Origin of the sequence: Rothia sp. HMSC062F03 (assembly GCF_001836905.1) — a bacterium.
Classification (GTDB): domain Bacteria; phylum Actinomycetota; class Actinomycetes; order Actinomycetales; family Micrococcaceae; genus Rothia; species Rothia mucilaginosa_A.
In genome coordinates this window covers 460,149-480,846 of the sequence record NZ_KV830861.1, presented here as the reverse complement: position 1 = coordinate 480,846, position 20,698 = coordinate 460,149, and the positions used below count along the sequence as shown (strand labels likewise).

At 62.5% G+C, this 20,698-nt stretch carries 15 protein-coding genes; 4 read left to right on the top strand and 11 right to left on the bottom strand.

Annotated elements, in window-relative coordinates; genetic code table 11:
- Positions 1-36: 36 nt before the first annotated feature.
- Positions 37-660, top strand: a complete 624-nt coding sequence (locus HMPREF2674_RS01985; protein ID WP_070824672.1) for an Rv3235 family protein — start codon at positions 37-39, stop codon at positions 658-660.
- A gap of 129 nt (positions 661-789) precedes the next feature.
- Here the strand turns inward: HMPREF2674_RS01985 and secA are convergent, their stop codons facing one another.
- The 10 genes from secA to HMPREF2674_RS01935 all read right to left on the bottom strand — a co-directional run bounded on the left by secA (position 790) and on the right by HMPREF2674_RS01935 (position 14,586).
- A complete protein-coding gene (gene secA / locus HMPREF2674_RS01980) occupies positions 790-3,417 on the bottom strand; it encodes a preprotein translocase subunit SecA (protein ID WP_070824671.1) in 2,628 nt (875 codons plus the stop codon).
- A 341-nt stretch (positions 3,418-3,758) separates the two neighbouring features.
- A complete protein-coding gene (hpf, locus tag HMPREF2674_RS01975; protein ID WP_049333383.1) occupies positions 3,759-4,394 on the bottom strand; it encodes a ribosome hibernation-promoting factor, HPF/YfiA family in 636 nt (211 codons plus the stop codon).
- Between the two features lie 216 nt (positions 4,395-4,610).
- The gene (locus HMPREF2674_RS01970) at positions 4,611-5,297 is read right to left on the bottom strand and encodes a ComF family protein (RefSeq protein WP_168162478.1); all 687 of its coding nucleotides are present in this window, start codon (positions 5,295-5,297) and stop codon (positions 4,611-4,613) included.
- Positions 5,298-5,522: 225 nt separating this feature from the next.
- Positions 5,523-7,241 carry an LpqB family beta-propeller domain-containing protein gene (locus tag HMPREF2674_RS01965; RefSeq protein WP_070824669.1) on the bottom strand — a complete coding sequence of 573 codons (1,719 nt, stop codon included), beginning with the start codon at positions 7,239-7,241 and terminating at the stop codon, positions 5,523-5,525.
- 251 nt (positions 7,242-7,492) lie between these two features.
- Positions 7,493-9,256, bottom strand: a complete 1,764-nt coding sequence (mtrB, locus tag HMPREF2674_RS01960) for an MtrAB system histidine kinase MtrB (protein WP_070824668.1) — start codon at positions 9,254-9,256, stop codon at positions 7,493-7,495.
- A gap of 48 nt (positions 9,257-9,304) precedes the next feature.
- Positions 9,305-10,006, bottom strand: coding sequence for an MtrAB system response regulator MtrA (mtrA, locus tag HMPREF2674_RS01955; protein ID WP_080974956.1), 702 nt, complete (start codon positions 10,004-10,006; stop codon positions 9,305-9,307).
- A 55-nt stretch (positions 10,007-10,061) separates the two neighbouring features.
- Positions 10,062-11,330: a methionine synthase gene (locus tag HMPREF2674_RS01950; protein WP_070824667.1), complete on the bottom strand. Its 1,269-nt coding sequence runs from the start codon at positions 11,328-11,330 to the stop codon at positions 10,062-10,064.
- A gap of 37 nt (positions 11,331-11,367) precedes the next feature.
- Positions 11,368-11,769: a chorismate mutase gene (locus HMPREF2674_RS01945; protein WP_049343966.1), complete on the bottom strand. Its 402-nt coding sequence runs from the start codon at positions 11,767-11,769 to the stop codon at positions 11,368-11,370.
- Positions 11,770-11,857: 88 nt separating this feature from the next.
- The gene (gene mnmA, locus HMPREF2674_RS01940) at positions 11,858-13,060 is read right to left on the bottom strand and encodes a tRNA 2-thiouridine(34) synthase MnmA (RefSeq protein ID WP_049343962.1); all 1,203 of its coding nucleotides are present in this window, start codon (positions 13,058-13,060) and stop codon (positions 11,858-11,860) included.
- A gap of 278 nt (positions 13,061-13,338) precedes the next feature.
- Positions 13,339-14,586, bottom strand: a complete 1,248-nt coding sequence (locus tag HMPREF2674_RS01935) for a cysteine desulfurase family protein (protein ID WP_070824666.1) — start codon at positions 14,584-14,586, stop codon at positions 13,339-13,341.
- Positions 14,587-14,732: 146 nt separating this feature from the next.
- Between HMPREF2674_RS01935 and HMPREF2674_RS01930 the strand changes: the two genes are divergently transcribed.
- Together HMPREF2674_RS01930 and HMPREF2674_RS01925 are read left to right on the top strand one after the other, a co-directional pair.
- Positions 14,733-15,200, top strand: coding sequence for a tRNA (cytidine(34)-2'-O)-methyltransferase (locus HMPREF2674_RS01930; RefSeq protein WP_049333350.1), 468 nt, complete (start codon positions 14,733-14,735; stop codon positions 15,198-15,200).
- Position 15,201: 1 nt separating this feature from the next.
- Positions 15,202-15,849, top strand: a complete 648-nt coding sequence (locus tag HMPREF2674_RS01925) for a uracil-DNA glycosylase family protein (RefSeq protein ID WP_049333351.1) — start codon at positions 15,202-15,204, stop codon at positions 15,847-15,849.
- A gap of 158 nt (positions 15,850-16,007) precedes the next feature.
- Here the strand turns inward: HMPREF2674_RS01925 and HMPREF2674_RS01920 are convergent, their stop codons facing one another.
- Positions 16,008-17,315, bottom strand: coding sequence for a S1C family serine protease (locus HMPREF2674_RS01920; RefSeq protein WP_049333352.1), 1,308 nt, complete (start codon positions 17,313-17,315; stop codon positions 16,008-16,010).
- A 767-nt stretch (positions 17,316-18,082) separates the two neighbouring features.
- On the opposite strand from HMPREF2674_RS01920, the gene HMPREF2674_RS01915 reads away from it, so the two are divergent.
- Positions 18,083-20,464 carry a non-ribosomal peptide synthetase subunit gene (locus HMPREF2674_RS01915; RefSeq protein ID WP_070824700.1) on the top strand — a complete coding sequence of 794 codons (2,382 nt, stop codon included), beginning with the start codon at positions 18,083-18,085 and terminating at the stop codon, positions 20,462-20,464.
- Positions 20,465-20,698 lie beyond the last annotated feature (234 nt).

Here is a 20,698-nt window from a genome sequence, read left to right as displayed (position 1 = left end):
TATTTTCCTCTACATCATTTCAGAAAGGAACCCGTCATGGGCTTCACGCCTCTTCTTCCCCCGCTCCCCCGCCGCACTCCGGCGCTCCGCACGTTCCCTCCCCCGAAGGTGAGCACGCCGACCCCAGATTCCGTTCCGGAGCCTTCGCAAAAGCTTGCGCAGGCACCCGGAGCCCTCGCCCTTGTGCAGGCCCGAGGCTTCGATTCCCCAGTATCGATTGTTCCTCTCCCCCGCTATGAGCAGAGCTCCTCGCACCGAACGGCACCTCCTCGGGCTGGTCGCCCGCTTCGCCCCGTGGACGCCATCTCCCGCCAAATTGAGGGGCGTTGCGCGGGCGTGGCCATCGCCTATCTCGAAATCATGGCCGCCCGACGCTCGCGCCAGCAGCTCGCCCAGTGGGTTTCGGCGGATTGCTTTCACCGCCTGCTACCGCGTTTTCCCAAGAATCCTCGTCAGGTTCCCGCAGGGCAGGCCCTCTCGATGCCTCCGGCGCTCCTTCGGGTCCGCGCACAGCGGGTCAATCCCAAGCTCTACGAGGCGGTTGCTCTGTTCCGATGCGGTCAGGGTATCAGGGTGGTTACCCTGCAGGTTCGGGAACTGCACGGTACCTGGCTTATCACTTCCATCGAGCAGCCGCAGAATCGGCCGGGCGCAAATTAGCGGGCTCTGCCCCGAGGAAGAACGAACCCCACGATCTCAGCCTGCCCTAAACATATAAACACGCGGAGAGGGTGCGAACCCAGTGATGGATTCGCACCCTCTCCGTTCGTTTCGGGGTTTATACCGCGACTACTTCTTCTGAGACTTCTTCTGAGAACGCTCCACGTGCACCTGAGTGTGGCCGTCCTCGTCGGGGGCCGAGTACTGCAGGAACTTCGGACGCGAGGGCTCAGCCAGGCGCACGGCGGAAGCCTGAGTGCGCTGCTTGGACAGGTCCAGGTTGTACAGGTAGGTCACGGTCTCCTCGCGAACAGCGTCGAGCATCGACTGGTACATGTCGTAGCCCTCACGCTGGTATTCAACCAGCGGGTCACGCTGGGCCATTGCACGCAGACCGATACCTTCCTTGAGGTACTCCATCTCGTACAGGTGCTCGGGCCAGCGCTGACCGATGACCGAGAGCATCACGCGGCGTTCAATCTCACGCATGCTCTCTTCGCCGACGCTCTCCTCACGCTCGTCGTACACGACGTGAGCGTCCGCAAGGACTTCCTTCACGATCTGGTCGCGGGTAATCTTGGTGCGATCGCCTGCGTCCTCAGCTAGGTCATCCACGGTAATGGAGATGGGGTACACCTGCTTGAGGGCGTTCCAAAGCTCCTCGAAATCCCAGTCCTCGGCGTGCCCCTCGGAGACGCGTGCGTCGATGATGGAGGTCAGCACCTCGTCCACGAAACCGGAAATCTGTTCTTTCAGGTCGTCACCGTGCAGAATACGGCTACGATCCTTGTAGATGGCTTCGCGCTGGCGGTTGAGCACATCGTCATACTTGAGCACGTTCTTACGCTGCTCGGCGTTACGACCCTCAACGTTGGCCTGCGCGGTGGCAATGGCACGGCTGACAATCTTGGAGTCCAGTGCGGAGTCCTCGGAGGCCGCCGCCATAAGGCGGGTCGCCATGCCGGTGTTGAACAGACGCATGAGCTCATCGGTCAGCGACAGGTAGAAGCGGGACTCGCCCGGATCGCCCTGACGACCGGAACGACCGCGCAGCTGGTTGTCGATACGGCGGGACTCGTGGCGCTCGGTACCAAGCACGTACAGACCACCGAGCTCGGTGACCTCCTCGTGCTCTGCTTCTGCGGCTTCCTCGCACTCCTTGAGAACTTCGGGCCAGCGGGCCTCATACGCCTCGGAGTTGGTGTTCGGGTCCAGGCCGAGCTGACGCATCTTCTCGACGGCCTCGAACTCGGGGTTGCCGCCGAGCATAATGTCGGTACCGCGACCAGCCATGTTAGTCGCCACGGTGACGGCGCCCTTACGACCCGCCTGAGCCACAATCGCGGCCTCACGCTCGTTGTTCTTCGCGTTCAGCACCTCGTGACGCACGCCTGCCTTCGCCAACTGGCGGGACAGGTACTCGGAGTTCTCCACGCTGGCGGTACCGACCAGAATCGGCTGGCCCTTCTCGTGGCGTTCCTTAATGTCCTTGACGACGGCCTTGAACTTGGCAATCTCGTCGCGGTACACCTTATCGGGGTTATCGACGCGCTGCACGCCCTTGTTGGTGGGAATCGGCACGACACCCAGGTTGTAGGTGTTCATGAACTCGGCGGCTTCGGTCTCTGCGGTACCCGTCATGCCCGAAAGCTTGTCGTACATGCGGAAGTAGTTCTGCAGGGTCACGGTCGCCATGGTCTGGTTCTCAGGCTTGATCTCGACGCCTTCCTTCGCCTCAATCGCCTGGTGGATGCCGTCGTTGTAGCGGCGGCCCGGCAGAATACGGCCGGTGTGCTCGTCCACGATCAGAACCTCGCCGTCGATGACCACGTAGTCCTTGTTGTTGGTGAACAGCTCCTTCGCCTTAATGGCGTTGTTCAGGAAGCCAATCAGCGGAGTGTTCTTGGATTCGTAGAGGTTCTTCACGCCCAGGTGGTCTTCCACCTTATCGATACCGGGCTCGAGGATGCCGACGGTGCGCTTCTTCTCGTCCACCTCGTAGTCTTCATCGCGCTTGAGCATCGTTGCGGCGATGCGCGCAAACTCTGCGTACCAGCGGTTTGCCTCGCCAGCGGCGGGGCCGGAAATAATCAGAGGGGTACGCGCCTCATCAATCAGAATGGAGTCGACCTCATCGATAATGGCGAAGTTGTGGCCACGCTGAACCTGCTCCTCCACGGTCCACGCCATGTTGTCGCGCAGGTAGTCGAAGCCAAACTCGTTGTTCGTACCGTAGGTGATGTCCGCAGCATACTGCTTGCGGCGCTCGTCGGGCTCCATCGAGGAGAGAATCACGCCGCATTCCATACCCAGGAAACGGAACACGCGGCCCATGAGGTTCGCCTGGTACTCGGCCAGGTAGTCGTTCACGGTCACGATGTGCACGCCCTTGCCGCTCAGAGCGTTCAGGTATGCGGGCAGGGTCGCGACGAGGGTCTTGCCCTCACCGGTCTTCATTTCGGCAATGTTACCCAGGTGCAGTGCTGCGCCGCCCATAATCTGGACGTCGTAGTGACGCTTGCCCAGGGTACGCTTGGATGCTTCGCGAACCACCGCGAAGGCCTCCGGCAGCAGGATGTCGAGGGACTCGCCGTCCTTGACGCGCTCACGGAACTTATCGGTTTCCGCTCGCAGCTCCTCATCGGTCATGGATGCGAAGCTGTCCTCGAGCGAGTTCACCGCCTTCGTGTACGCCTCGAGCTGTCGCAGAACCCTCTTATCGCCGGTTCGGAGGATTTTCTCCAAGAAAGATGCCACTGAGCTTCTACTCCTTGATTGTCTCGGTACCCTCACCAAGGGCGCGCGAGAGTGCGCGCGGTGAGGCCTTCCTACATATTGTATGGCAGAGCCGCCTAATTCGCCCGTCCGAGCTCTTTTTTACGCTCTGCGCTCGGACCGTGAGCCATCAGCCTGGCGGCATCGGCCCCGTGCGCGGGGCACGCGAAAGCCCGGGCCCCGTAGCGGACGACCCGGCAATAATGCGTATTACCTTGCGTCCTTCGGGACCCGGGCCTTCCCGGGGTGAGAGGTTGCGGCTTACACCAGCACCTCACAGAAGATTTCTCAACGGGTATGAACCGTTACTCCCTGCCCGTCCGTTATTCGTCGGTCAGGGTGATGATGCCGTAGCTCCAGCCCTTACGGCGGTATGCCGCAGCCGGGGCACCGGTCTCGCTGTCAATGTACAGGTAGAAATCGTGGCCCACCAGCTCCATGCGGTCAACTGCCTCTGCAGCGGTCAGGCGCTCGCCCTTGAAGCTCTTGTGACGAATCTCGATGGGAGATGCAGCTTCGTCGGCCAGGGTGACCTCGCTGTTGTCGAAGGCGGCTTCTTCCACCGGAATATCCGGCAGCAGAATCTCGGTGATTGCCTCGCTCACAACGGGAATCGAGCCGGTAGCGTCAGCCACAGATACCGGGTGCTTGCCACCGCGCTTAGCCAGCTTGCGGCGGTCACGTGCACGGCGCAGACGCTCCAGGAGCTTGCCGTAGGTTTCATCGAAGACCGCGAACTTATCGTTGCCCTGAGCCTCAGAACGAAGGACCGGGCCGGTACCGACCACGGTAATCTCAACGCGGATGGACTCGCCACCGAGGTGACCGTCCTTGCTGAACTTGACGTCGATGTCCTTCACGTTATCACCGAGCTGGGCGAACTTCTGAACCTTCTCGTTCACGTATTCTTCCAGGCGTTCGGTGACCTTGATATTGCGGCCGTAGATGTTGACTTCCACGATCATTCCCTCCAGGTTGGGGGTTTATACCGCGTCCGGCTGGACCCGGTACGGGGGTTCGACCTCGATGCCGTTCCCTTGCCTATATTCTAATACGAATGGATGCCATACATCACTATATGTGACAAATATTCGCCTACATTACTCTCTATTTATCAATAGTCAGAACAATCTGCAGACCCATTCACAGAAAAGGCGCATCTCACGGATTAGGTACTAGAGCGAGGCCTTCTTCGGTACGGAGGCTACGGCACACACGCCCAGCACCACGGAACCTGCCTCACGCAGAGCACGGACCATCTCCGCGGCCGTTGCGCCGGTCGTCACCACATCATCGCAGACGATGCACAGCCGCCCCTCAACCAGGGCCGGCTCCAGAACGCGCAGGGCCCCGTGCATCCGCTCGGAACGAGCCACCGCGGTCAGGGTCTTCTGTTCCTCTCCCCCGGAGGCGCCGCCCAGACGCCCGGTCAGGGCCCCCACAACGCTACCGAGACTTCCCCCGGCACTCCCGGATGGGCTGGAGGTGTACCCCATGATGTCCAGGGGCATCACCCTCAGGCCGGCGGGAAGGCGCCCCTTCAACCGTTGGGACGCCTCACGGGCCAGGAGCGAGGCCGGGGCGTAGCCTCGTCGACGCACGCTCGCGGGTGAGGATGGGGCAGGAATCAGCAGGACCTCGCTTTTGGCGGCACCGGACGCGGGATTCCGAACGAGCTCCCCTCGGTGCGCGCGCAACAACTCGTACACGCAACGAGCCAGGGCCTCCCCCATCAACGGCACAAGATCGGTCCGCCCCGCGTTCTTCATCCCCAGGACAACCCGGGGCACAATCCCGTCATAGCGCGAAGCCGCCACGGTTTCCGGAACGTCCTGCACCGGGTGCACCCGCTCGACCCTCACGCAGGCGCGCTCCCAGCGGTTCAGGCACCCATCGCAGAGCGCGGGCCCCGAGCCGTACGGCAACACTGCGGAACAGCAGGAACACGACCGCGGCAGGAGCAACTCACCGAGTGATCCCCACGCGCTCTCCACCCAGCGCACGGGGTGCTCCGAACCATGCCTGGACTTCCGGCCTGGGGCCCGTTCAGAATTCAAACCACGCTGTTGGGAATTCATGCAAGCGCCCTAACCGGCGTAGCTAATCTCGTGCAGAAGGGTATCCAAGCGGGTCCAGCCGCGTTCCTCCAGCACATAGCAGGAACCATCGGAGCGGTGGGCAATGATGTTGGAGGTATTATCGGCCGTCGACACGCTCATCACGCCGTCCAGACGATCCAGCTTCGTCTCCTCACCGCTCAGCGAGATTACCTCGGATTCACCGTTCTTCACGTTCACCACTACGACGTTCTGATCGCCAGCCCATCGCGCGCTACGGGGCACCACCGAGGAGCTAAGACGCACCATCTCGGTCAGGTTGAGGGGTTTACCCGTATCATCACGCACCACACCCGAAATAATCACGGCCGACGCGCCCTCCGTGGAGGCTACAATCGCAATGCGCGCGCTATCGTGTGACACGTTGATGCTGGTGAAGCTCAGGTTGCGCGGCCACGACATACCGATATCGACCCCGCGCTCGCGTTCCTGAGCGTCCTCGGAGCTCGGCTTGAAGGCACGCACCGTACCCTCGGCATCGGCGGTCCACACCCAACCGTACGCGTCAAAGGTCGGGGCGGTCAGGTTCGCTCCCTGCCACACTCGGCGGGCGGTCCCCTGGTACACCGTGTACAGGCTGCCTGCATCGTTCGCCAAGCAGGCAAACATATCGCCCGAGTAGCTCATCGCCGGGGCGCTCAGCTGGCTGACACCGCGCAGGAGCATCTGCTCGCCCGAGGCGCTCATGTAGTTATCTCGGGCCACCATCTGCCCGTTCGCGGTGATGGCCACGGTACGGTCGGGGACCGAAAGCGTCAGCGGTACGGGCATGTACCCGTTCGGAGTCTGCTCGGGAATGAGGGTGCCGTTGTAGTACACCTCGGTCTTCTCCAGACCGGAGAAGTTGCTGAGCCCGTGAACAATCTGCTCGCGGATACGCGCCAGGCGAGAATCATCCAGACGCTCACCCGTCAGGCGCACCGTGGCGTCCTGGTTATTGACGAGGCGTGCCTCGTCCAAGGTCATAGAGTCGGTCAGGGCGGAGAAGGCGACACCCTTCAGGTAGGATGCAGGGCCGGACATCAACATGCGCACCAAAAGTTCAAAGTAGTTCTCGATGTGCGGGAACCACCGGATATCGGGCACGGCGTAGCGGAAGGCTCGATCGTAAAAATACAGGCGGTAGGGACTAAACACCCGCTCAAATTCGCTGCCGTCAAGCCACAGCCCATCGGGGCAGGAGCTAATACGCCACTGGTTGTCTTCCTTGACCAGCTTGAAGTCCTGGGTCTCGGTCTGCGCCTCGGGGAAGGTGCTCGTCAGGCCCTGGCTGTTCACCGTAGCGGTCTGCTGGAAGCGCACATGGTAGGTACTCTCCGCCGAGTTAGAAGAAGAGATTCCCTCGTCGGCCTGGGCTTGAATCGTGTTGCGGTACACGCGAGTCGTGCCGAGGGGATTCCAATGCTGGTTATACGAGGAGCTCAGGTACTGGCGGGCCACAGCGTAGTTCTCGATGCTGTCGACTCCAGCACGGACAAAGCCTTCGATAATGGCCTCGGGGGTAGCACCGGCCAACGGGCCGGGCGCACGCGCCGGGGAGGTCTTCGAATCCTTCGCTCCCAGAGTGCTACTGTGCTGCGTCACGTGGTCATTCGAGGGAAGACCGGCACAGGAGCTAAGGAGCGCCGCCAGCGAGGCGACGCCCGCAGAGAGCGCAACGCGCCGAGAGAAAACAGCGCCCTGGGACATAGGGGTTAGACCTTCCTCTAGAACAGTGACGTTATGGCCGTCGCTCCCGTAGAAGTAACAGCGGAGTGAAAATATACGTTCCTCGATTGTACTGGCTAGGTACCTCGTGCACGCAATGTGACGAGGCACATTATGCGTGCGAATCATCCATGGATTCCCTTTGATCGCCAGAAAAACATCGCGCCTCGTCGGGGTGGGAACACTCCCCCCGAAAAAGGCATGCCCTTGACGGTTTGGGTAGGGTTAGGAAGCTACCCTTCCTCACCCTCCGCGGTGTCCTTCTTCTGCCGCGGATCGATCGAGGGCAGGGTATCCTGCGCAATCGCGGGACGGTTAGTCGACGCTTCCGGTTCGCCGGTCGCCAGAACCGGGGACTCCCCGAGCGGAGCGCCGTGAACCAGCGGAAGGTTCATCGTAAAGCAGGCGCCGCGGCCCTTCTCGCCCCAGGCCTCAAGCGTGCCTCCGTGCAGGCGCACATCCTCAGCCGCAATCGACAGGCCCAAGCCGGTACCGCCCAGGGTGCGCTTACGCGAGGTATCGGCACGCCAGAAACGGTTGAAGACCTGAACAGCTTCGTCCTCGGACAGGCCGATACCGTGGTCGCGCACGGCGATACCCAGGTTCGTGGCGTTCGCATCGACATACACATCAATCGGCCGGGATTCACCGTGCTCAATCGCGTTATACAGCAGGTTGCGTAGCACACGCTCAATACGCACACGGTCCATATCGACCATGATGCTCTCGTGGTTCGTGTGCACGTTCAACTTCGTGTTCGTCCGCTCCAGGTGCGGCAGAGCCTCCTGCAGAATATTCGACAGCACCTGGATGAAGTCCTCGGTATCAATCGTCAGCATTGCGCTACCGGCGTCGAAGCGCGAAATCTCGAGCAGGTCGGCCAGCATCGACTGGAAGCGGTCCACCTGACCGTGTAGAAGCTCCACGCTTCGCACCTGCATCGGGGTCATGTTCTCACGCGAGTCGTAAAGCAGCTCGGTGCCCAGACGCACCGTGGATAGCGGGGTGCGCAACTCGTGCGACACGTCCGATACGAAGCGCTGCTGCAGGGTCGACAGGCGCTCCAGCTGAACAATCTTCTCCTGCAGAGAATCGGCCATACGGTTGAAGGAAATACCCAAACGCGCGGCCTGGTCCTCGCCCTTAACCGACACGCGCTGGTCCAAATCACCGGCGGCCAGACGCTCCGCCGTGATGGCGGTCTGCGTAATCGGGCGCACCACGAAGCGGGTCACGAACCACACCACGGACAGCACCACGGTCAGCAGGGCGCAGAAACCGCCGAACAGCACGAAGTTAATGTGCGCAATCGTCTCGGACGAATCGGTCATGTCGTACACGGTGAACAGACCGTAGTTAGGATTCTGCGCGATAGAAACGTGCGTGCCCACGATAAGCACGGGGTAGGTGCGTTCGCGGTTATTCTCAAACGTTGTAATAGTGGAGGTCTGCCAATACACGCCGTCCCTATCGCGAACGGTGTTCTTGAAATCCGTGGGGATGCTCGACGAGTTCAGGGACTTATCGCTACTCTGCTCGGGGATAAAACCCTGCTTGCCTTGCCCCTCCAGCGGCACAAGGATCCAGCTACGTTTGCCGGATGCGCCGGCGTCCAAGACCGTCAGGGTACGGCTCACGTTACGACGAATCTCGCTGTCGCTTCGCATCTCGGAGGAGTTCAGCACGCTCTGCACGTTACGGAAACCGCTAATCGACTCCTGAAGTGCCTGCGACTTCTGGTTCTCGAACAGGCTCGTTGCGATCTGGCTCGACAGGGACCAGCCCACCGCCAAGAAGCTCAGGAACATGAGCACGCCGGCGGTTGCCAATGCACGGAACTGAAGGGATTCACGCCAGAGCCTGCGCATCCGCTGCGGAATGTTTCGGCGCGGCTTGCGATTCTCCCGCGCCCGAGGGGTTCGGGTACGCGAAGAGGCGGAGGCAACCGCCTCCGCCGCCAAAGCGCCGTGCTTACGGCGCGACTTCGCAACAGACAATCAGGTTATCCCTTCGCCACTGTGGTGAGAGTCGTCGTGTGTTCCCGCTTAGTTTGCGGAGGAACCAACCAGTTCGGTCGGAATCTTGTATCCGACACCGCGCACTGTCTGGATAAAGCGATCCGCGCCCAGCTCGTCGAACTTTGCACGCAAGCGCTGGACGTGCACATTCACCAGAGAATCGCTCACGTCGGTGTAACCCCAGACCATGTCCAGCAGCTCCTGACGGCTCAGGGCCTGGCCGGGGTGGCGCACCAGGGCCGCCAAAAGATCGAACTCCAGCGGAGTCATCGGGACCTCGGTGTCGTGGTACTTCACCGTGCGGCCGTCCATATCCATGACGATATCGCCAATCGACACGACCAGCTGGCGGCTCTCACGCGGGCGCAGGCGGGTTCGGATGCGAGCCAACAGCTCGGCGTGCTTAAACGGCTTGGCAATGTAGTCGTCGGCGCCGGCCTCCAGGCCCTTCACCACGTCTTCGGTATCGCTCTTGGCGGTCAGCATGATGATCGGCACGTTCGAGGAACGGCGGATCTGCTGACACACCTCAATACCGTTCATTCCGGGAAGCATTAGGTCCAGAAGAACCAGGTCGGGAGTGGAGCGCATAAAGGTTTCAAAAGCGCGTGCACCATTCTCGCAAAAAACGGCGTTGAACCCCTCTTGTGCGAGCACAAGACCAATCATCTCCGCCAGGGCGTCATCATCATCAACCACCAGAATGGTGTGTGCGTCGCCTACGCTCACAGTACCTCCCTAAAGAATTGCCGAAATTACTTACACTAAAATGTCATTCCTCTAATCATACCCCGCACTCGCCCAGGGCTCGGGCACACTCTGTCACTCGCGCCAGAGAAGCCGTCGCCTCTGTGAGGCTCAGCGAGGCGTAGCCTCCGGCGGGCAGACGAGCGTCGTCGGGCATGAGGCCAGCGGAACTCAGCTGACGAGTCTCCAACCCCACCTCGCCCCACAGGTTGAAAAGGCGTCGTGCCTGGTGAGGCACCATTTCCTCGGTGACGACCGGCAGCCAGACGCGGGCCCCCGCATCCACTAGCTGGGCGATAGGCTCCCAAGAGCGCGGATCGCTCAGGGGCGGCACGTGCAGCGTTCCTGCCCCCCGCGGACGGGAACGGTCGGGGTGCAGCATCAGGGCGCAGGGCAGGGCGGGGTTGGCTGCAGCCTGCATGGTTTTGAACATCTCGAGCGCGTCCAGGCTCGGGGCGGGCTTAACACTCACCTTCGGCGCGCGCAACGGCTTCACCCCGGTGCCGTCGATATTCAGGATGACCTGCAGGTTCAGGTCGGCGCACCGCTCCGTCAGGCGCCGGTACGCCTCGCGATAGACGTGTGGTTCAATTGCCGGCAGGGTACGGAAGCCGCTCACGGTGGGGATAGAGCCCTCCAGCAGGCGCTGAAATTCTGGCTCGTCAAATTGCACGGCCAGCGGCGCGGTCGGGGCTTGCAGGGCCTCCCGCAGGAGAATAAACCAGCGTTCCATACCCTCGAGGAAAGAATCCAGCAGATCGCGGCTCGCGCCGGCATCGCTCATCGCCCGTTCGCCACCAGGCAGGTACACCTGCGCGGCGAGGCTCAACGGACCGGTGAGCTGGATCTTGTAGGCGGGGCGGGTCGCCCTTTCTCCCCCAGTCTGCGTTGAGGTGCGGCGGCCCGAAGCGCGTGAGCCCACTCGGTCAGCCAGAAGATTGATATCCGAGAGCAGCCGGTCCTCGGCCAGAGCCGATTCGCGTGCACCGCGTCCGGTGCTGTGCACCATGCGCCAGCCGAAGGATGCACCATCAAAGGCGATTCCCTCGCAGATTGCCAGGGTGCGCGCGGTCGCGGTCCCCTTCCAGCCGGTGGCCGGCAGCTGCGGCAGATAGGGCAGATGTGGCGCTCCCAGTTCTCCCTCGATGCGGGCCATCGCCTCCGCCAGGGAGGTTCCGGGGAAGGGCCCGGTGCCGCTGGCGCGCACCAGAGGACGCTCGGCGGCGAGGGCCGCGAGCTCCCGCTCGTCCAGCTCGTCGCCCTCGGGGGCACGGTACTCGCCGGGCATCAGCAGACGCTGAGGCATCGGTTCCGGCGCGGGGCCTCGCCCGCCCCGGCGAGGGCTACTCTGCATGATCGGCCGAGGCGGGGTTCTCGCCCTGCTCGGAGTCCTGCTGCTCAGCCGCGATACGAATGTGGTGACGAATCACCTCAGAAATGATGAAGTTCAGGAACTTCTCGGCGAACTCGGGGTCCAGGCTGGACTCCTTCGCCATAGCGCGCAGACGGGCAATCTGAGCTTCCTCGCGGCTGGGGTCGCCCGCCGGCAGATTGTGCTTAGCCTTGAGCAGACCCACGCGCTTCGTGGCCTGAAAGCGCTCCGCCAGAATGTGCACGAGGGCCGCATCGAAGTTGTCGATGGAGCGGCGCATCGCGAAAAGCTCCTCGTAGACCTCGGGCGCAACCTCATCGCCCATGGAGGTGGCGTGAGGGTCAAATTCGCAGGACGTGTGTTCGGCGGTCATCGGTTTCTCCTCAGATTGGTTGTGGTCTTCTGTGCGTTGCTGCTGCAGTGTGGTTGGGGCAAACCGCGAGAGTATTTACTGCTGTGCCTTATGCGCCCAGGGCTTCCTGAATATCCTCGCGGTTCAGGGAGTATGCGCGGGCAATCGTGGACTGGCCCAGCACGCGGGTGCCCTGGTAGAGCACCATGGTCTGGCCGGGAGCGACGCCCGAGAGCGGGTCCAGCAGGCGCACCACGGTCTCCAGGCGCAGCGCGTTCTCTTCTTCAGCTTCGGGGTCGGGGGCCCAGGTCAGGTACGCCTTGGCGCGCACCGGGTCGGCGTGGGCGCGCACCTGCGCGGTCACCTCAAACTCTTCGCTGCGAGCGCCTAGCTGCTCCGGTTCCTGCAGGAAGCGGGCTGCCTGATCCACCGGGACTCCCGCCCAGGTGGCGCGGATGCCGCGAATCTCGTCCACGGCCAGAAGCTCGCGGGATCCGACAATCACCTCGTTCTCTTTGGGGCGCACCTCCAGCACGAAGCGGGGCTTGCCGTCGGGGGCGGGGCGGCCCAGCGCCAGGCCCTTACGCTGACCGACGGTGTAGGCCTGAGCGCCGGGGTGCTCGCCAAGCACCTGGCCGCTCGTGTCCTTGATGAGGCCCGGGCGCATCTGGATGTGCTCGCCGAGCCACGCGCGGGTGTCACCCTCGGGGATGAAGCAGATGTCGTAGGAGTCAGGCTTCTTCGCCACGGAGAAGCCGCGCTCGGCGGCCTCGGCACGCACCTGTGCCTTCGAGGGGGTATCGGCCAGGGGGAACCAGGCATGCTTGAGCTGCTCGTGGGTGAGCACGCCGAGCACGTAGGACTGGTCCTTGGCCCAGTCGGCGGCACGATGTAGTTCGCGGTTACCGTCCTCGTTCGTGATGACGCGGGCGTAATGGCCGGTCACCACTGCGTCGAAGCCGAGGGCGACGGCGCGTTCGAGCAGGGCCGCGAACTTGATCTTCTCGTTGCAGCGCATGCAGGGGTTGGGGGTTCGCCCGGCCTCGTATTCGGCGATGAAGTCGTCCACGACGTCTTCCTTGAAGCGTTCCGAGAAGTCCCAGACGAAGAAGGGAATACCCAGCTGGGAGCAGACGCGGCGGGCGTCCATGGAGTCTTCGAGGGTGCAGCATCCGCGGGAGCCGGTGCGCAGGGTTCCGGGCATGCGCGAGAGGGCCAGGTGCACGCCCACGACCTCGTGACCCGCATCGACGGCGCGGGCTGCGGCCACGGCGGAGTCAACGCCGCCGCTCATAGCTGCCAGAATCTTCACTACGCTATTCCTCGTTTCCGTGGCCGAACCTTGCCGCGCGTTGCGCGGCGGGGTGTTCGGCCGGTCCTGTGTTGGTGTCGTCCATACACCGATGCTCTATCGGCTGCCTCGGATGCGCGGGCGCGCAGAAGCACGGGCCCGAGGCTGTAGCTACCTATTGTACGCAGGGCGACGCCCCGGCACCGGGCAGTGCACCCTCAGCGAACCTCCGGTCCAGGGGTGAGGTTCGGGGCTTCGGGGTGTTTTAGGCGGTTCCGGGGCGTTCTATGCGGGGGTACTTAGTGCCAGCGGGATGCGTCCGGCAGCTGAGACGACAGCCCAGCCTTGGCGGCCTGGGTGTAGGCGGCGGGCAGGGCCGCGATGAGGCGCGCAATATCCGCGCCGGTGCTCGAGTGGCCGAGGGTGAAGCGCTGGGCGCTGCGGGCGGTGCCCTCGTCCATACCCATGGCGATGAGCACGTGGGAGGGGCGAGTCACCCCGGCGTTGCAGGCGGAGCCGGTGGAGCTGCTGATGCCCTGCATGTCCAGCAGGAAGAGCAGGGTGTCACCCTCTGCGTTCTCGAAGGTGAAGTGCGCGTTGCCGGGCAGGCGCTTCTGGCCGGGGTACTCCTCGGTGAGCGGGTCCTCGCCGCTCAGGTGCGCCTGCGGAATGAGCGCGCTGACGGCGGCCACGAGTTCGTTGCGTAGCGCGGCGATGCGGGCCGATTCTTGGGGCAGGTGCTCAACCGCGTGCACGGCGGCTTCGGCGAAGCCCGCGATGGCGGGTGCGTCGATGGTGCCGGAACGCACGGAGCGTTCCTGACCGCCGCCGTGGAGCACGGGGGTCATCTGCACGGCGCGGGTAGCGACCAGCGCACCGATGCCCATGGGGCCGCCAATCTTATGGCCGGAAATGGCGAGGGTGGTCGTGCCGCTGGCATGGAAGTCAATCGGCACAGCGCCAAAGGCCTGCACGGCGTCCGAGTGCATGGGAATCCCGTACTCGGCGGCGATAGCGGCAATCTCGGGGATGGGCTGCACGGTACCCACCTCGTTATTGGCCCACATGACGGTCACGAGCGCGACGTCCTCGGGGTTCTTCTCGATGAGCTCGCGGACCGTCTGCGGGTTCACGCGGCCGCGTTCGTCCACGGGAATCCATTCAATCCGTGCACCCTCGGCCTTTTCAAGCCACTCGCAGGTGTCTTCCACGGCGTGGTGTTCGATGGAGGAGACGAGAATTCGGGTACGCCGAGCGTCTTCCTCGCGACGCTTCCAGTAGATGCCCTTGACGGAGAGGTTGTCCGCCTCGGTGCCGCCCGAGGTGAAAATAACCTCGGCGGGGTCGGCGCCAATGGCGCGGGCTATGCGTTCGCGGGCGTACTCGACGGTGGCTCGGGCGTCTCGGCCCAGGGCGTGCAGTGAGGAGGGGTTGCCGCCCGCGCGCATCTGTTCGACCATCGCGTCGATGGCGGAGGGAAGCACCTCGGTGGTTGCGGCGTGGTCAAGGTAGACGCGGCCGTTCTGGCGGTTGGTTTCTGCGCTCATGTGTTCCTCCTGCTGGATGCGTGGCTGTTCGCCTCGCTTATTTTATCGCGCTGCCTCTGGCCTCTTCTAGCAGCATTTGCCTGTGGGTAGGTCGGTGAGCGCTACTCAGCCGGGCTGTTCAAAGGCTACGCGGTACACTTAGGAACGTGTTCAAGATTCTTTTCTATACCCCCGAGATTCCGGGTAATACCGGTAACGCCATCCGACTGGCCGCGATTACCGGTGCCGAATTGCATCTGGTGGAGCCGCTGGGTTTCAACTTCGATAACGCCCACCTGCGCCGCGCGGGCCTGGATTACCACGACCTGGCCGTGGTGACCGTCCACAAGACCCTCGAGGATGCCTGGCGAGCCCTCGAGCCAGAGCGCGTCTTCGCGTTCACCACCACGGCCTCGACCTCCTACGCGGATATCGAGTACCGTCCCGGAGACGTCCTCATGTTCGGCCCCGAGTCGGTGGGTCTGCCCGCCGAGGTACAGCGGGACGAGCACATTACCGAACGGGTTAAGATTCCCATGAAGCCTGGCCGCCGTTCCCTCAATCTGGCTAACTCCGCATCGATTGCCGTGTTTGAGGCCTGGCGCCAGAACGGATTTGAGGGAGGCGCCATCTAGCATGGCTACCGCACACCACGATTTGCCCGAGCACATGGTTCAGCAGATTCTGAGTTCTACCCCTCCCCTGGCCGAGCAGATTCGCCGGGATCCTGAGAATAAGGAGTACACCGAGCAGGGCTGGGAGCCGGTCTATTCGGCGTCACCTAGGGCACGCATCGTGGTGATTGGTCAGGCACCGGGGCGCGCCGCGCAGGAAAGCCGCATCCCGTGGAACGACCCGAGCGGTGAGAAGCTGCGCGAGTGGATGGGCGTGACAGACGAGCAGTTCTACAACCCCGAGCTCATTTCGCTGCTGCCGATGGATTTCTACTACCCCGGTAAGGGCGCGCACGGCGATAACCCGCCGCGTAAGGATTTCGCGCCGAAGTGGCATCCGCAGCTACTGGATCTCATGCCGGATGTGCAGCTGATTCTGCTGGTGGGCGCATACTCCCAGAAGTACTATCTGAACGGTAAGCGCGGTCCGAAGGCCGAACGTAACCTGACCGAGACGGTACGCGCGTGGGAGTCCTACCTTCCGAAGTTCCTGCCGCTCGTGCATCCTTCGCCCCTAAACTTTAGGTGGCAGGCGAAGAACCCCTGGTTCGAGCAGGAGGTCATCCCTGCCCTGCAGAAGCGCGTGGCAGAGATTCTCAAGAACGCCTAGCCTTCCCGCAAGGCCGTTCCCGTAGCGCTAATACGACGAAGCTCCCGGCCCTCACATCGAGGGTCGGGAGCTTCGTCTCTATTTGCTCTTCTACCCGCCCGTATTTGTCGGCTCGCATCCCCGTCGCAGAGGCGAGCGCCAAAAGAGGCGGGTTAGCGCTACGAGCTGGCGCTGCCCAGAGTCACGGTGATGTCCTTGGTCGTCCCGCCGCGCTTAACCTTGAGCGTCATGTTCGAGCCGGCCGCCGCCGCACGCACCGTGCCGTTGAGCTCGTCGCTCTTCGTGATGGGGTGGCCGTCCGCCTCCACTACGATGTCGCCGGCACGCAAATCTGCCTTGGCTGCGGGGCTGCCGGAGGTCACAGAGCTAATCTCCACACCGCCGGAAATCAGCTTCGAGGAGCCGCTACCGGTGTCGGCGGGGCTGTTCTTAACGTTCGCACCCAGGTAACCGTGGGTGGCCTTGCCGTTAGCGATGATTTCGGAGGAGATACGCTTGGCGTAGTTCGAAGTAATCGAGAAGGCCATACCGTCGGCGGTACCGCCGTCCTGGCTGGCCTGGCCCTGCGCGTTAATGCCGACCAGTTCTCCCTTGAGGTTGACGAGCGGTCCGCCGGAGTTACCGTGGTTGATGGGGGCGTCAGTCTGAACCATGGGGATGTAGTTCTGGCCCTTCTCGTCGGCAGGCTGCACGCGGTTCGCGTTCGACACCACACCGGAGGTGACCGTGTCGGTACGGCTATAGGGCGCGCCGAGGGCCACCACGACCTCGCCCGAGACCAGCTTCGAAGAATCTCCCCAGGTGATGGGCTGCAGGTCAAGACCGGAGGAGTTAATCTTCAGGACGGCCAGATCGGAGGCTTCATCGCGCCCCACGATCTTGGCGGTGCGCACCGTACCGTCGTTCAGGCGCACCTCGACGATGGAGGCTTCCCTGTTAGAGAAAACCACCACGTGGTTATTCGTCAGGATGTGTCCTTCCTTGTCCAGAACGACGCCGCTGCCGCCGCCGGCAGTGCTCGACCCGTCAGATGCCACGATGCTAACGGTCGAGGGAAGAACCTTCTTCGCGGTCTCGGCGACGCCGGTAACAGTCGACGAGTTGCTGATATTGGAACTCACCGACCCACGAGAGGAGCTCGAAGAGGAGGAACCGGCCGAGGCGGTGAAGGACCCGACGCCGGCGCCCACGCCGCCACCCACGAGGGCCGCGAGCACGGCCGCAGTGAGAACAACTCCGCCGCCGTAACGCTTGCTCTTCTCCGGGGCGGGGGAAGCTACCGTAGCGGTCGCACGATACCCGTAGCCGTTCTGAGGGTACGCCTGCGAGTAGCCGTTTTGGGAGGCCTGGTACCCGGCCTGCTGATAACCCTGGTAATTGGGTTGCCCGTTTACGCTCTGCAGAGGCCGTGTCGCGTCGGAGAGGCCGTCGTTGCCGCCCGGAGACCATCCGGTGTTCTGAGTCATGGGTTTGTTCTCCTTGAAGTCTACCCGTGCGTCGTTCGGGCGCACTATCTCTATCTACTGTAGAGGGTCTTTTGTGCCGTTCGATGCTTTTTCACTGTCGCTCAGCGTAGAGTTCCCTGGGAATTTTCTGAGTGTCGGCTTTTCCCCGCGCTACCCGCGAAGTGCCCGCAAATGAGAATCTAGCGAACGGCAATCTACACAGCGGTGCCCGCCTCTACGCACAGCTGAAGCACAGAGAAGACCCGTAGCGTGGAGGGCAGATGATAAACGAAGGAGGAACTCCAGTGATTGCAACCATAATCTTTTGCGCCGTATTGGTTTGCTCAATCGGCATCGGTGCCGGTGTGGTGGCCTGCTGCTCAGGCATGGTGTACCGCCGCCAGCAGGAGGAACAACTCCACGAGCGACACCAGAGCGCGGCCATCTCTAGATAGCGTTGGCCAAGACGACGGATAAGGCTCCACCGTCGAACGAGTTTTCCGGTACGGGAGTTGAGAGACCCGTAACGGATGGGGGTGTATCCCCGAAAGTGTCCTTCGGCTCGGGTGAGGCCGAGCCGGGACATATGTGTTAAGTGATGAGTGATGAGGATGCGGTCCCCACCCCGAATACGGGTGGGGGCCGCTTCTTTGTTTGGGCTCGTACCTGCGTTAGCTCCGCGTCCCGGGCTCACCCGCTCCGCAGGATGGCTCGGGTATCGACTCTTAGCAGGCGGCGGATTCACACGCTCCCGAGCACGGCGGGGCATGCTGGGCTATCGTAAAGACATGAGTACTTCCTGCGCCGCGTTCGCTCTTCTCGCCACGCTACCTTCGCTATCGGTGGCGGGCCCTGCACCCCTGTACACCCTCCTCGGGGGCGTACTCGCTATCACCCTTGTCGTTCTGCTGGTTAGCCTCCGTGCCCAGAAACGGCGGGGCAAAAACGACGCGCAGCAGAATCAGCGGATGTCGCCTCCGTACAGCCCGTACCCGGCGAGCGCACCGCAGGCGCCTCCCCATGCTCCGGGACAACCCCAGCACGGGTACCCTTCGCAGGTTCAGCCTCCGCAGGCGCAGAACCAGCAGGGTCAGCCCGTCCGGGGTGCCGTCAGCTATCCGCAGCAGTACCTGCCGAATCCGCAGCCCTCGAGTGCCCCGCAGGGTACCACCCCGGCTAACGACGCACAGCAGAACCGTGTTGAGAGCACCGCAGCGAAGCAGGGGGTGCCCTCCCCGCTCGCTCCCCTTCAGATGGAAAGCCCCGCTGGCGCTCAAGAGGCCGGTGTGCGCGAAGAATCCCGGTCGGAGGAGGCCGTTCGGCAGGAGGCCACTCCCCCGAACGGAACGGCTCAGCAGGAAGAAACTACGCAGAAGGACGAGGCCGACCAGCCCAAGCCTGCGCCTTCCGACCCTTTCTCTTTGAGCACCAACTTCAAGCTCATTCCCCCTCTAGAGAACGCGCAACGCAGCCGCTACCCCATGGTGCTTTCTGTCAGTAAATCTGAGGATGAAGTCTTTACGCTGCCGTCGATTAGCGGTGTGCCGCAGCACCTGCTGGTCGGTACGCAGGAGAATCATGTTCCGCTGAATCAGCGTCCGCGCCGGGAGCAGGTCAGCATCCTGGAGAACTACCTCATGCGTGCGGTCATGAACCTGCAGACGCTCGAGCGTGCACAGGTTTCTCCGTTGCACAGTTTCAAGGAGACTGCCCAGGCTGACCGCACGGTACTTGCCGCCGAGCTGGAAGAAACCATCCGGGTATCTCGGCTGAAGCTGAGCGGGGCGCTAGAGTTTTATACGTCCCTGCCCCGTCTGGCGGATACCCCGGGCTCTTTCGCTTTTGCCCGTGACCACGCGCTCTCTTTGAGCGCCGCCGTCATTAGCCTGACCGAGGAGTGCTTTGAGCGTACCTTCCGTTGGCGCCTGCTGGAGGATAGCCTCCCGGATTCTTTGAGCGACCGTCTCTACGCGGTGCGTTATCTGCGTGAGAGCGCCCAGAAGCTGGCGGCTTTTGTGGAGCTGAGCGAATTTGACCGCGCTATGCAGCTTGCCGAGACCTGGAAGAAGACTGTTCGTAAGGATTCGAAGATCGATGAGGCCAAGGTCTGGAATGAGATGACCGAAGTCGCCTTTGACGTTCTGCCCGAGTTGCGAGAGCGGGCGTTGAAGGGCGTGCAGTCTACGCTGGAGTTTAGCGAACTTTTCTACCGCACTGGCGAGGACGGTGTGCACCGTATGCTCCGCCCAGAGCAGCTGAGCGAGTTTGAGCTCAAGGGCGTGCAGTCCACGCTGGAAGAGCGCCTGGAGAAGGTGCGTCTTGAGCTTCAGAATGCGGAGTTCTGCGCCGCGGTCTTGAGCCTGCAGACGAACGCTGTCATTGAGCTTCTCCAGGAGCTTCTGCAGGTTGAGCAGGACGGCGTTCTGACCGAGATTGTGACCGATTTGCGGGCGCTTGCTCATGACTCGCCCGACCTTGCCGAGCAGCCTATCCAGACGTCGATGTTCAGCCGCGAACAGTACGCCCCGGATGGGGAGGATCTGCCGACCATTGGCGAGCGCATCCGTTCCCTCTCGAGTGTTCCCGAGGTTCTGGCGTTCGTTCACTACGAGGGACCGGTGCTTCTGGTGGGCGTCTCGGATCCGTATAAGGCGTTTTCCGGGGAAGGCTCCTTCGAGGGTCTGCTTTCGGAGGAGAAGAGATTATCTTCCATGCCGTTGTCTGTGTTGCGCACCCATTCGCGGCTTCTGAAGCAGGTGCTTCGTCTGCAGAACCTGCGTTTGAAGCTGGTGTGGGTGAGTAGCTGTAGCGGCTACATGCCTTTGAGCCTGGTTGAACGGTATTTCGTCGGTCCCTCTGCCGGGGATGAGGATTTGAAGGAGCTGACCGAAAATATTGAGGCGCTCGCTGAGCTTCTGGACGCTCGCGCCAGTTCCCGGGAGTATAGGGGTCGTGACGTGCCGGTCCCCCGCATCCTGTGGTCGCAGATGCGCAAGCAGGCAGATCGCAGTTCTAGGTTGCTGAATACTGTGCAGTTCTTGGGCTGGATGTTCGCTTCGTCTTCGCGGGTTAAGGTGGTGAACGGCATAGCACAGAGCATCCACGATGTTGATGCCGCGGAGGTCGTTGAGTACCTGATGAGCAATCTGAAGATTGCGCGTCGGCGCTAACTGGCTACATAACCGGTGGGCCGGGGTCTGGCGGGAGGCTAGACACCGGCCCACCTGTATGCCGGCTTTCCTGTATAACCCTGGGAAGACGGTAAGCGGGTGGCAAACAACCGCACAATATTGTGGTCTTATTCGCTGAAGGCTTCGTATCATCGGCCCTTGGCCGCGGGGCCGGTTGCCGGGCTGTTAGCTGGGTCGGTTGCTGGGCCGCGGTTACACTAATAGTGTGACCGG